The sequence below is a fragment of the Clostridia bacterium genome (assembly GCA_028698525.1).
Classification (GTDB): Bacteria; Bacillota; Clostridia; order JAQVDB01; family JAQVDB01; genus JAQVDB01.
In genome coordinates this window covers 1-14117 of sequence record JAQVDB010000022.1, presented here as the reverse complement: position 1 = coordinate 14117, position 14117 = coordinate 1, and the positions used below count along the sequence as shown (strand labels likewise).

Here is a 14117-nt window from a genome sequence, read left to right as displayed (position 1 = left end):
TTTTAAATCCAATTTTTCTGAGGATATGTCAGAATATTTTTAGCTTTAAAATTGATTGTTCATAAACTATCCTATACATTCTTCATACATGTCCTCATCAAAATAATCAATTATATCCTTAAAATCATCAAATTCGATATATTCAATATTCTGCTGTTCACAGATATCAATCAATTTTTTCTTTGCAAATACTACATCTGCCACCTGGCTGGCATGTTTATCTGTCAATCCATCCCCTACATAATAAACTTTATCATAGGCAGCTTTATATTTATTGACTATATTAAACTTACAAGTACAACACCACCCACATTTTTCATTAAGATTAGGGCAAGTAACTTTTGGTCCATCATCCTCAAACTCCAACTTATTTGTAAAGTATCTTATATCCATCTCATAATTTTTTAAAAATTCCTTTATGTATATATCTAGACCATCACTTACAATAGCAAGTTCTATACCTTTTTTGTCACACATTTTTACAAAATCTGAAAAATAGGGGTCTGGCTTCATTATTTTATTTATATATTCAATAACCTGATCTTCCGTTCCCTTCATCAAGGCTATTTGTTTTTCTACACTTTGGGTAGAACCTACTTTACCCTGCTCCCAGAGATCTTCATAATATCTCCATTTTTTATCGGCAAATTTATCTAGAATCCCATTTATTATGTCTTTATCTACTATTGTACCGTCAAAATCACATAGTATTGCTTTGCTCATTTTCTAAAGCTCCTCCTCACTGAAAAATCATATAAATCAAAATACTTTTTATTACTCTAGCTTCTCTACTCTTCCATATACTCCCCCTCCCCCTACTTCTAACTTTAGTCTCCCTTCCCTGGATGATATAATATATTGAGCAGCCTGTTCTGTCAACACACCCTTCAGCTCATCCTGAGACACTTTATGTAGTACATTCATCTCATTTCCAAAGAGTTTAATCAGTCTATCAATGGTTTTTGGCCCCACACCGGGCAGATACTCTAAAGGAACTTGATAATGATAGGGTGGCTTATTTGAACTACATCCCATCTCTTTATCCTTGATAATATACAGCCTATCCATCACACCCATAACTGTCTTATGTTCCTTTTCTATAGGGCAATATTCTACAGGTGGTGGCTGTTCAATCACTCTATTGCAGTCAATGCAAAATGTCCTATGATATTTCCCTAATTTAGGATCTAACCCATAATTAGCATTTATTCTCCGTCCGGCTTCTCCCTTCAATGCCATCACCACTTCCTTATATGTAGGCTGATTTAACTCCACAACATTATATTCTCTTCCCAACTTCGGCAATGAATGAGCATCTGAATTGCTCAAAAATGATTTATCGTCTAATTCAGAAATCTGACATGCCATTTGAGTATCAGCACTCAATCCAAGTTCAACAGCATATATTTTTTCCAATCCACCAGCTCCAAATATATGCTCTAATCTATCGGCACAGCTCCCATAGCAGCTTTTATAGGGGGTAAATATATGGGCAGGTATACATATACCTCCATATTGCTCTACAATTTCAATCAGCTGACGGCCGGATATATTAGCTATAGAACTGTTGGTATATATATTAGTGATAAAATCTTGCATATCTTTGGCAAAACCTTTGATATTCTCTAAATAGGGAAAAAAGGTTAAAATATGCGCCCTCCCATTATCTTCTTTAGTCTCGATTTCAGCTCCTAATATCAAGGTGATTTCCCCGTATTTTATTCCTCCATCAGGTCTTTCCAGCAATTTTCCATCCTGTATCAAAAAATCTATATCTTCCAACACATATGGAGAAATACAATCCACCACCCCCGCAATGTCCAGTCCTTTCCTATAGTGAGCTTCCTTTGCAACATTATAAATAGTTAAATTTTTTGCAGTAGCCATCTTGATGATCCTGCCTGAATCAGATCTTCCTATATGTACATGCAGATCCATAAAAAATTTATCCAAAGTCCCATACAACTCCTTTATATGTTTAACAATATGTTACCCCTATTCTATTTTCATATAAACATTTTTTCAAATTTTAAAATTTGCTATTGAATGTTTATTCATGATTATGTATAATTATTAATAAACATTTAAGGAGGTAGAGAAATGGACACTAAACAAATAATTAATATAGACAAACAATATCATATGAATACTTATGGAGAGAGAATACCCATAGTTTTTGACTATGGAAACGGATGTATACTTTATGATAAACAAGGAAAACAATATATTGATTTCCTAGCAGGCATTGCTGTCAACACCCTAGGTTATAACCACCCCGCCTTGGTAAAAGCGATAAAAGAACAAGCTGAAAAAGTCATCCATTGTTCAAATTTGTTTTATATAGAAGCACAAGCAAAATTAGAAAAAATGCTGTTAGATAAATGTTTTGCCGATAGAATATTCTTCACCAACAGCGGTGCCGAGGCAAATGAAGGAGCAATAAAGCTTGCTAAAAAATACTTTAAAGACAAAGGTCTGGATAAACATCATGTGATAACAGCCGCCAATTCCTTTCACGGGAGAACTTTGGCAACATTAGCCGCTACAGGACAAGAAAAATATCACAACCCCTTTATTCCTCTCCCTACCGGTTTTATCAGCGTTAACTTCAACGATGTGCAAGCGATAGAAAACTCAATAACCGAAAAAACATGCGCTGTAATGCTGGAACTGATACAAGGAGAAGGAGGAATAATAACTGCAGATTATGACTATATTCAAAAAGTAAGAAAGATATGTGACAAGTACGATTTGCTTCTTATATTTGATGAAGTCCAGACCGGAATAGGCAGGACAGGAAAACTTTTTGCATACCAGCACTATGATGTACAACCAGACATAATAACAATGGCAAAAGCTCTAGGAGGTGGTGTTCCCATAGGTGCATTTGCTGCAACACGGGAGATAGCTTCAGCATTCAAACCCGGAGACCATGGTTCAACCTTCGGAGGAAACCCTCTTGTATGTTCTGCCGCAGCAGCTGTTTTAGAAACCATATACAAAGATAACCTCCTAGAACGCTGTAGCGAAAACGGGAAAATATTTAAACAAAAATTGATAGAACTTAAAAATAAATACCATTTTATCAAAAGCATAAGGGGAAAAGGCCTTATGTTGGGATTAGAGCTGGATAAAGCTATCGATGGAAAAGATATAGTAAATAATTGTGTTGAAAAAGGATTTATAATCAATTGTGCAGGAAATAATACATTAAGATTTGTACCTCCGTTGATAATAGAATTAGACCATATACAAAAATTGATAGAAGTATTAGACGATATATTCCAAACAATATGAGGAGGAATACTAATGAAAGGACTACTTGTTCTAGCCGATGGCACGTATTACAAGGGTGAGTGCTTCGGGAAACCCGGTGAAACAACGGGAGAGTTGATATTTAATACCTGTATGACAGGTTATCAGGAAATTTTGACAGATCCTTCATACAAGGGACAAATCGTCACTATGACATATCCATTGATAGGGAACTATGGAATAAACAGTTATGACTGCGAATCAGATAAAACCCACCTGGAAGGCCTGGTAGTGAGAGAATATTGTAAGCAACCCAGCAACTATAGATCAATTATGGATATAGAACAATTTTTCACAGAAAACAATCTTTTAGGCATAAGTGGTGTAGATACTAGAGCTATAACCCAGCACATAAGAAAAAATGGGAGTATGGGAGCTGTCATTTCCACCTGCTCAACCGATATAGGCACCCTAGCTGACAAAGCGAAAGCTTATTCATTGAAGGGCAAAGACCTGGCAAGCCAGGTCACCACAAAAAAAATAATACATAAGAAAAATACCGGTCCAAAGGTAGCTGTGCTGGATTTAGGTATAAAAAACAGCATAGTTAAAACCTTGTATGAAAGAAATTGCCACCTCTATATTCTGCCTGCACAAACCCCTGCTCAACAAATAGTAGAGTTTGATGCTGACGGATTACTAATTTCTAACGGACCAGGTGAGCCTGAAGGGCTGCGCTATGCAGTAGATACCATATCGAATCTGATTGGAAAGATATCTATTATGGGCATTGGTTTAGGACATCAATTAATTGCACTGGCTTTGAAAGGAAAAATACATAAATTAAAATTTGGTCACCACGGAACAAATTATCCGGTAAAAAATATCAAAACCGGTAAAATACATATCACTTGTCAAAGCCATAACTACGCTGTAGATTTTGACGATCAAACTGATATAGAAATAACCCATATAAATGTAAACGACAACACTATTGAAGGTTTCAAGCATAAAAAATATCCCATAATAAGTCTGCAATATCATCCTAAAGTTATTGCAGATTTTGAGAGTTCACACTGTATTTTTGATGAATTTATAGACATGATGAAAAACTGATAGAAACAGGAGGTGTTTTGATGCCAAAACGTTTAGATATAAAAAAAGTTTTAGTCATAGGCTCAGGGCCCATAATAATAGGTCAGGCAGCAGAATTCGATTATTCCGGCACACAAGCCTGCAAGGCTTTAAGGGAAGAAGGCATAGAGGTTATATTGATAAACAGCAATCCCGCAACAATAATGACAGATACTGATATGGCAGACAGAGTATATATCGAACCTATTAATTTGGATATAGTAATCAAAATACTAAAAAAAGAAAGGCCTGATGGTATACTGCCTACTCTCGGTGGCCAGACCGGTCTAAATATGGCACTTCAACTTGCGGAAAACGGGATTTTAGATGAGCTGAATATAGAACTGCTAGGAACTTCCCTGGAATCCATCAAACACGCTGAAGACAGGGAAATGTTTAAAGATACCATGGAATCTATAGGGGAAAAAGTAGCTGAAAGCGCCATAGTCACCAATCTTGAAGATGCAGCATCATTTGCCTCTGATGTAGGTTTTCCCATTATTGTAAGACCTGCATATACATTGGGTGGTACCGGTGGAGGAATAGCTCACGATATGGAAGAGTTTAATAATATAGTGGCCAGAGGTTTGAAAAACAGCATAATAAATCAGGTGCTTTTGGATAGAAGTGTAGCAGGTTGGAAGGAAATAGAGTATGAAGTGATAAGAGACTCAGCGGATAATTGTATTGTAGTATGCAACATGGAGAATCTGGACCCTGTGGGAATTCATACCGGAGACAGTATAGTGGTTGCACCTAGTCAAACGCTTTCAGATTATGAATATCAAATGCTGCGCACTGCATCATTCAAAATAATCAAGGCACTTAAAATCCAAGGAGGCTGTAACGTACAGTTTGCACTGGATCCAAACAGTTTCGATTATGTAGTCATAGAGGTAAACCCCAGGGTGAGCCGTTCCAGTGCACTGGCATCAAAAGCTACGGGTTACCCCATAGCTAGAGTTGCAACAAAGATTGCCATAGGCCTTACCCTTGATGAGATAAAAAATTCTGTTACCGGAAATACTAATGCATGTTTTGAGCCTGCTCTGGACTATGTTGTAACCAAGGTGCCCCGGTGGCCCTTTGATAAGTTTAACAATGCTGATAGAAATCTTGGAACGCAAATGAAGGCCACTGGAGAAGTGATGGCGATTGGAAGAACATTTGAAGAATCATTGCTCAAAGCCATAGATTCATTGGATATAAAACTTAACTATCATTTAGGGATGAAGGAAATATCCACTTGGTCTGATGGAAAAATACTAGAATGCCTTAAAAATCCTAACGATGAAAGAATATTTACTATATCAGAAGCATTGTTGAGGGGCTATACAACTAAAGAAATATGGGAGCTCACCTGTATAGATAAATTTTTTATAAATAAACTGAAAAATATTGTGGATTACATCGTAAAACTTAAAAATTTGGGTATAAATGAGCTATCTAATGAACTTTTACAAGAATGCAAAAGACTAGGATTTGGGGACAGTTACATAGCCGAACTGTTGGGCACCTGTGAAAAATCCATAAAAGATTTGAGAAAAAAATACGGCATAGATCCCATCTATAAAATGGTAGATACATGCGCTGGGGAATTTGAAGCTTGTACACCTTATTATTACTCAACCTATGAACAAAAAGATGATGCTAGATGTTCTGATAAGCCTAAAGTATTAGTACTAGGATCAGGCCCTATCAGGATCGGTCAGGGGATAGAGTTTGACTACTGCAGTGTACATTCAGTAAAAGCCCTGAGAGAAGAAGGAATAGAATCCATCATTATCAACAGCAATCCTGAAACTGTAAGCACAGATTTTGATACCTCAGACAAACTGTATTTCGAACCCTTGACCAAAGAATGTGTCATGGATGTGATTGAAAAGGAAAAACCCATGGGTATAATAGTTCAATTCGGGGGTCAGACATCTATAAACTTAGCACAACCTCTTTCAGAGGAAGGAGTAAACATCCTGGGAACAAGTGTTCAAAACATAAATAAAGCGGAAGATAGAGACGAATTTTTAAAACTACTTGAAAATTTAAACATCCCATCCCCTCAAGGTAAAACAATATTTTCCGTAGATCAAGCTGTAGAATCAGCCAACAAGATCGGTTATCCTCTTTTGTTGAGGCCTTCCTATGTATTGGGAGGAAGAGCAATGGAAATTGTATACAATGATCGGGAATTGGTAGAATACCTTAAACTAGCAGTTGAAATATCCGGCAAACATCCCGTCCTGATGGATAAATATATCTTAGGTAGCGAAGTAGAAATAGATGGGATATCAGATGGGAATACAGTAGTAATCGCAGGTATTATGGAGCATATAGAAAGGGCGGGGGTACATTCAGGGGATAGTATCGCTGTATATCCTACTCAAAGTGTAGACAAAAACGTAAAATCCAAGATAGTAAGTTTTGCTATAGAGATTGCAAAGGCGCTCCAAATAAAAGGTTTGTTTAATATCCAATTCGTCATAGATAAAAATAGCGATGTGTACGTGTTAGAAGTAAACCCGAGAGCCAGCAGAACTGTACCTATATTGAGTAAAGTGACAGGAGTACCGATAGTGGATATCGCCACAAAGGTAATGTTAGGCAAAAAACTCGAAACCCTTGGATATACAACCGGACTCATGCCGGAATCTGATTTAATTACTGTTAAAGCTCCTGTATTTTCCTTTTCAAAGCTATCCTTTGTGGATACCTTTTTAGGGCCTGAAATGAAGTCCACCGGTGAAGTGATGGGAACTGATACTACCTTTCCCAAGGCACTATACAAGGCTTTAATAGCGTCAGGCATAGATATACCAAACAGAGGAAGTATATTGTTCTCGGTAGCGGATAGAAATAAACAAGAATGCCTAGAGATGGCCAGTATATTTAAAAAACATGATTTTAACATATGTGCAACCGAAAAGACATATGAATACTTTAAAAATCAAAATATAGATTGTCTGGAAATAGAAAAATCAGAAGTAATTAAAAAAATAATGAACAATGAAATAAATTTCATTATAAATACACCTACCAGAGGAAAGATAATAGACAGAAAAGGTTTCGGCATAAGGCAAAAGGCCATGGAATTCAATATACCCTGTATCACATCGATAGATACCGCAAAAGCAGTGGCCAATTTATTGGAATCAAAAGAATTAGACTCTGGCTTGTCAATAATACCGCTAGATCAGATTGGAGGAAAATAATATGCTGGATTTATTAAACTATAACGCAAAAACACCTTTTATCCATAAACACCTGTTAACATTAAAGGATTACAGTAAACAGGACATATACTACATTTTAAGCATTGCACTAAAGCTTAAACAAATGAAAAAGATAAATACCCCACACCAATACCTGAAAGATAAAACTCTAGGAATGATATTCCAAAAATCTTCTACCAGAACTAGGGTTTCCTTTGAAGTAGGTATATATCAATTGGGGGGGACCGCACTATTTTTAAGCGACAGGGATATACAATTAGGTAGAGGGGAAACAATAGAAGATACTGCAAAAGTACTATCCCGTTATCTGGATGGAATAATGATAAGGACTTATAAACAAACAGATGTGGAGGCATTGGCTGAATACGGCACTATCCCAATAATAAACGGTCTTACAGATCAGTTTCATCCTTGCCAAATACTGGCTGACTTGATGACTATATATGAATATAAAAATACTTTGAACGATTTGAAACTCTCATATATTGGCGACGGCAATAATATTGCAAATTCACTCCTGATCGCTTGCTCTAAACTGGGAATTGATATTGCGATTGCTTGTCCGAAAGCGTACAAACCCTCTGATGAGATGATGGAATATTGCAGAAATCATGCAGTCAAAAATTCAAGCAAAATACTGATAACGGAGAAACCGGAATATGCCATTGCAAATGCAGATGTGGTATATACCGATGTATGGGCCAGCATGGGACAGGAAGCGGATTATAATAGGAGAATAAATGATTTTAAAGGATACACTATCGGTGCAAAACTATTTTCCTTGGCAAAAAAAGATGCAATATTTCTCCATTGTCTGCCGGCGCATAGAGGAGAAGAAGTGACTTCAGATGTAATAGATGGACCACAATCCGTTGTGTTTGACCAAGCTGAAAACAGGCTTCATGCCCAAAAAGCCGTGATGACTCTCCTGATGTCAGACACATTCAAAAATAAGGAGGTTAAGATATGAATATAGTTATTAAAAAAGCAGTCCAACAGGATATACCCGTGATTCATCAAATAACACAAAAAGCCTTTAAAAAATATGCCGATGATCTTGGGTTCCCTGAAAAAGTTTCTGCCCTGGATGAGACCTATAATTCTATATTAGAGGACATGGAGAAAAAAACTATATTGATAGCATATGCAGATAAAAAACCTCAAGGAACTATACGATATCATATCGATAGAGGCAATAATTGTGCTTATATAAGCCGTTTCGGAGTGAACCCCGAATGTCATAATTTAGGCATCGGAAAAGCACTTATGTTAGAAGTAGAAAAAGAATTGAAGCAACAAAAAATTGATTATATTGCCTTGCACACAGCATCAAAAGTTACAAACCTGATAAGATTCTACTATGGCATTGGATACTATGTTCATTCCACCGACAATGATAAAGGATATATAAGAGTTTTGCTGCGAAAGGATTTAAGGGAACAAACTCAATACTGTTCAAAATCCCAGGCTGTATTATAAACTTCGTATTAAAATCTAATGGATATTGAAGAAACGTTTGATTCATCGTCCATTATTTCCTTGACAAATAAATACTCTTCCAAAATATCTTGATCGATTTTGTAATAAACATACTGAGCCTTTTTTTCAAAACCTATATAAAGGCCCCATAAATCTGTTATTTCAAGATTTATGGGGCCTTTGCATCATCCCATTATAACTTCAATTGTATGTTCTTTTTCATCCTTAAAGACTTTTACTAAATTATCAGTCTGTGTAATCCCATCCACTACAATCCTGTCCACTCCTTTACACACCCTTTTGGGGTTTTTAATGCTGATATTATATACAGCATCTCTAAAAATTCGCTTTATCTGTATATCATCCCATTCATTGGGTATACAAGGGTCAATGATGAGTCCGTTATAATCCGGCTTGATACCCAATATCCATTTTGTTATGACTTCATAATTCCATGCGGCAGTGCCGGTCAACCATGAATTTTTAGCCTCCCCATGACTTGCTGCATCCCTGCCGGCCACCATCTGAGCATATACATAAGGCTCCATCCTATGAATATGACTTATCTCCTCTAAATAAGTGGGAGCAATCTTTTTATAATACTCAAAAGCCTTATTACCTCTTCCCAAGATGGTTTCGGCAATCATCACCCAGGTGTTGCTATGGCAGAAAATAGCAGCATTCTCTTTATATCCCGGAGGATACGACGTTATCTCACCTAACTCTATATAATATTTGCTATAAGCCGGTGTTTGTAATATTAATCCATATTCTGTATTTAATAATCTGTCCACAGAATCCAATGCCTTTTGAGCCATGCCATTATTCATGCCGATTTCCGCCATCACGCACATGCCTTGGGGTTCGATGAAAATTTTCCCTTCCTGATTTGTTTGGCTGCCTACCTTTTTTCCATAATGATCATAAGCCCTCAAAAACCACTTTTCGTCATATCCATACTTTTCTACATTTTTGATCATCTCATGTACTTGCTTATGGATGAATTGGCTGTAATCGTATTTGCCAATTTGATCGCAAAGCTTTTCAAATTCTCTGCCTACATACACAAACAAACCGGCAATGAATATCGATTCCGCTGTTTTACCTTCTTTGATTTCACTGGTCTGAGTGGATTGATCAGGATTGTCTGAGAAATTATTCAAATTAAGACAATCATTCCAATCTGCACGACCGATAAGGGGCAAATTATGAGGACCTAAATTGTTTATTGTATATTCAAATGATTTTGCTAAGTGCATGTAGAGGCTGGCCTTGTTGTCATGATTATTATCAAAGGGCACTTGTTCATCCAATATATCAAAATCTCCTGTTTCTTTTATATAAGTGATAGTAGACAAGATCAACCACAAGGGATCATCGTTAAATCCCGAACCTATCTCATTATTCCCCCTCTTGGTCAACGGCTGATATTGATGGTAGGCGCTGCCATCCTCAAACTGAGTGGCAGCAAGATCTAATATCCTCTGTCTTGCTTTATCCGGTATCAAATGCACAAACCCTAAAATATCCTGATTAGAATCCCTAAATCCTATTCCCCTTCCTATGCCTGATTCAAAATACGATGCACTTCGAGACATATTAAAAGTTACCATGCACTGATAGGGATTCCAGATGTTTACCATGCGATCTAATCTTTGGTCCTCTGTCTTTATAGTATATTTTGATAATAATTCAGTCCAGTAATCCCTTAATTCTTCAAAACATTCATTTACTTTTTCGGGTGTATACATGTCTACAAGGGCTTTGGCTTTTCGCTTGTTTATCACCCCTTCTGAATCCCACTTATCTTGCTCATAATTCTCAACATATCCCAATATAAAGACAATTTCCTTTTGCTCTTCCGGCTCCAAAGTGATCTCTAAACTATGAGAGGCAATCGGATTCCAACCATGGACAATAGAATTTCTGGATATGCCCTGTTTTACAACCTGTGGCTCGTGCAATCCGTTATATAGACCTAAAAAACTATCTCGGTCGGTATCAAACCCACATATCTTTTGATCCACACTATAAAAAGCAAAATGGTTTCTCCTTTCTCTATAGCCAGTTTTATGATATATAGTATTATCCTCGACTTCTACCTCCCCTATATTATATGTCCTCTGATAATCCACCATATCATCATAAGCATTCCATAAACAAAATTCGACAAAAGAGAACAGCTGAATGGTTTTTTGATGCTCTGATTGATTTTCCAATATTACTTTGTGGATCTCTATATCGTCTTTTAATGGAACCATATATAAAATCTCTGTCTGAAGACAGTTTCTTTGTCCCTTTATCTTGGTATAGCCCATTCCATGTCTGCATTCAAACAGATCCAGATCTTTTTTAACAGGCATCCAGGTAGGTGAATAATAATCATTTCCGTCTTTAATATAAAAATATCTTCCATTACCATCGGTAGGAATATTATTATAACGATATCTTGTTATTCTCCTTAACCTGGCATCTTTATAAAAACTGTAGCCTCCCCCTGTATGAGATATCAATCCAAAGTATTCATCGGTTCCTAAATAATTTATCCAAGGATAAGGAATTTCCGGCGTTGTAATAACATATTCTCTATTTTGATCATCGAAATATCCATACTGCATTACAATATTGCCCCTTTCCTGATTTATGTTTTAACAATATTTTCAATAAAGACACTGTGTCCTATCAACTCTACTCTTTTACAGATCCTGCTACCATTCCCTCTATAATATATTTTGAGCCAATTGCGAAAACAACCATTATTGGAATGACTGACAGGGCAATAACCCCATATACTGCTCCTAAATCGTTTCTGTATACTCCTCTAACATTCTGCATTATAATCGGAACAGTATACATCTCTTTATCTGTAAATACTACAGAAGCCTGAATTAGATTGTTCCAAACGGTGATAAAATTTAGAATTGACATTGCAGCAACAGAAGGGATAGATAAAGGAAATACAATCTTGTTGAATATAGCAAATTCGCTGCATCCATCCATTTTGGCAGACTCAATGATAGAATCCGGTATGGCAGAATCCATGTACAGTTTTACAAAAAAAACAAGATTAGCCTGGGCTGCATTGGGAAGGATCAATGCTAAATAATTATTGATCAACCCTAATGAATTACAAACTTGATAATAACCGATGAGTCCCAGCTGGGCCGGAAACATCATAGACCCGATGACCACCCAGAACAACATTTTGTTTCCCTTAAAACGATATTTTGAAAATCCATACGCTGTCAGAGCTCCTATATACGCTCCCAACAACGTAGCAGATATAGACACAATCAAACTGTTTTTAAAGCCATTTATTAAATCTGCTCCCCTTTGGGCTCTCACGATATTGGTAAAAAATGATTTGCCAGGAATCAAATTGAGCTGTGTTACAATATCTCTAGTGGAATGAGTAGCATTTATAATCATAATGTAAAAAGGAAAAAAAGTGATAACTGCCAACAAACATAGTAAAATATATAACATAATTCTGGTAAAACCGATCTTTCTCCTAGGTAATATACTTCTCGATGTTATAGGGCCTTTCGTTTTTATAATATCATCAGACATAATGATCACCTTTTTTCTATTCTTGTTGTACATTCTTCATCAAAATTTTGTATGCAATCGAAACAAAGACCATTACCATCACAAACAATCCCACTGCAATGGTTGCAGCATATCCCATATTATAATTTCGAAAACCCATATTATATAAATACATAACCATAGTCAATGTAGAGGATTGAGGTGCCCCAGAGTGAGAGATTATAGCAGGCACATCATACATGGTCAATCCTCCAATGATAGAAGTCACTACATTATAGGTAATAGTGGGCCGTAAACAGGGTAAAGTGATATACCGAAAGGCTTGCCATTTGGTAGTTCCATCCATCACACCTGCTTCATAATATTCTTGGGGAATCGCTTTCATCCCCGCCATAAAAATTACCATAGTATATCCAAACCACATCCAACAAAGAGTAATAGATATAGTCAACCTAGCAGCAGTTATCTTTTGAAGCCATTGTATAGGCTGCTGAATAAAACCTAATCGCATCAAAATTTGATTTAATACACCGGTTTTCCAATCCATAATAAAATATACTAAATTACCTATGGATGCCATAGTTATCAGCACAGGCAAAAAGTATACCCACCTGAAAAATCCTTTCCCTTTTACATCGGAATCGGATAACACAGCGGCTAATCCAAGGGCTAATATCAGTTGAGGTATAAAACTCACTATCCAAATAATCCATGTATTAGCTATACTTTTGCCAAAAAACTGATCTTGAAATAAACTTTTGAAATTCTGTAATCCTACAAATTCTGGTTGAATAATACTTCCATCCCAGCTATGAAAACTCAAATAGATCGAATATCCTATGGGATAGATGATAAATATACTCAAGATGATAAAGAAAGGCAAAATAAATAAATATCCATAATACTTTCTCCTACTGATTGTAGAACTTTTTTTAAAGCTCATCTATTATCCTCCTTATCATCTATTGCCTTATTAGCCTGATAACAGGCTAATAAGGCATAGAGACTAAATGAAATCATGTTTTACAGTCAGTCAAAGGAAATATCCTCTCCCTGTAATTCTGCCTGTACTCGATCCTTAAATTGTACCAACATTTCTTCTTTAGAGATCTCATCGGCCAAATAAGCATTTAAGCTATCCAAGAAAGCCATCCTTATGGTATCATCATGCTTTGTAACCAAATTTCCATCAATCCCATCCAACATGGGTCCATATACTTGATAAATATTTTGATTTACTACTTTATTTATAAAGCTGTCATCCCGTTGATATTTCTCTATAATTTCTTGGTTGCTCACAATATCACCATTTTCAGCCATAGTGTCTAAAAATTCCTCAGTGGTAATTCCCCATTTAAATTGGTGCCGATTTCTAAAGTATAAGGCACTAATTTAGATGTTACTTGATCCACATCAGGAAAATCCAACGGTCGATATCCCCCTGGCATATCAACAAATCGCTTTACAAAA

At 36.3% G+C, this 14117-nt stretch carries 11 protein-coding genes; 5 read left to right on the top strand and 6 right to left on the bottom strand.

Features of this window, described 5'->3' with window-relative positions; all coding sequences use genetic code 11:
- Nucleotides 1-66 precede the first annotated feature (66 nt).
- Nucleotides 67-723 carry an MtnX-like HAD-IB family phosphatase gene (locus tag PHP06_04665; protein ID MDD3839849.1) on the bottom strand — a complete coding sequence of 219 codons (657 nt, stop codon included), beginning with the start codon at nt 721-723 and terminating at the stop codon, nt 67-69.
- 51 nt (nt 724-774) lie between these two features.
- On the bottom strand, nt 775-1953 hold the full coding sequence (locus tag PHP06_04660; GenBank protein MDD3839848.1) for an endonuclease Q family protein: 1179 nt from the start codon (nt 1951-1953) through the stop codon (nt 775-777).
- Nucleotides 1954-2100: 147 nt separating this feature from the next.
- Here PHP06_04660 and PHP06_04655 point away from each other — a divergent pair, with 147 nt between their 5' ends.
- Genes PHP06_04655 through PHP06_04635 form a run of 5 tightly spaced genes read left to right on the top strand, consistent with a single transcriptional unit; the run spans nt 2101 to nt 9098 of the window.
- Entirely contained in the window at nt 2101-3297 is a 1197-nt protein-coding gene (locus PHP06_04655; GenBank protein ID MDD3839847.1) for an aspartate aminotransferase family protein, read from the top strand.
- 12 nt (nt 3298-3309) lie between these two features.
- Nucleotides 3310-4371: a glutamine-hydrolyzing carbamoyl-phosphate synthase small subunit gene (gene carA / locus PHP06_04650; protein ID MDD3839846.1), complete on the top strand. Its 1062-nt coding sequence runs from the start codon at nt 3310-3312 to the stop codon at nt 4369-4371.
- Nucleotides 4372-4391: 20 nt separating this feature from the next.
- Nucleotides 4392-7598: a carbamoyl-phosphate synthase large subunit gene (gene carB / locus PHP06_04645; protein ID MDD3839845.1), complete on the top strand. Its 3207-nt coding sequence runs from the start codon at nt 4392-4394 to the stop codon at nt 7596-7598.
- Between the two features lies 1 nt (nt 7599).
- Complete coding sequence (argF, locus tag PHP06_04640) at nt 7600-8589, top strand: ornithine carbamoyltransferase (protein MDD3839844.1); 990 nt, start codon at nt 7600-7602, stop codon at nt 8587-8589.
- Nucleotides 8586-9098, top strand: a complete 513-nt coding sequence (locus tag PHP06_04635) for a GNAT family N-acetyltransferase (GenBank protein ID MDD3839843.1) — start codon at nt 8586-8588, stop codon at nt 9096-9098. The genes argF and PHP06_04635 overlap by 4 nt, the downstream gene beginning before the upstream one ends.
- 185 nt (nt 9099-9283) lie before the next feature.
- Here the strand turns inward: PHP06_04635 and PHP06_04630 are convergent, their stop codons facing one another.
- From PHP06_04630 to PHP06_04615, 4 genes are all read right to left on the bottom strand, one after another.
- Entirely contained in the window at nt 9284-11716 is a 2433-nt protein-coding gene (locus PHP06_04630; protein MDD3839842.1) for a glycosyl transferase, read from the bottom strand.
- Between the two features lie 70 nt (nt 11717-11786).
- Nucleotides 11787-12668, bottom strand: coding sequence for a carbohydrate ABC transporter permease (locus PHP06_04625; GenBank protein ID MDD3839841.1), 882 nt, complete (start codon nt 12666-12668; stop codon nt 11787-11789).
- A gap of 16 nt (nt 12669-12684) precedes the next feature.
- Complete coding sequence (locus PHP06_04620; GenBank protein MDD3839840.1) at nt 12685-13590, bottom strand: sugar ABC transporter permease; 906 nt, start codon at nt 13588-13590, stop codon at nt 12685-12687.
- 86 nt (nt 13591-13676) lie between these two features.
- On the bottom strand, nt 13677-13967 hold the full coding sequence (locus PHP06_04615) for a hypothetical protein (GenBank protein MDD3839839.1): 291 nt from the start codon (nt 13965-13967) through the stop codon (nt 13677-13679).
- Between the last annotated feature and the right edge of the window lie 150 nt (nt 13968-14117).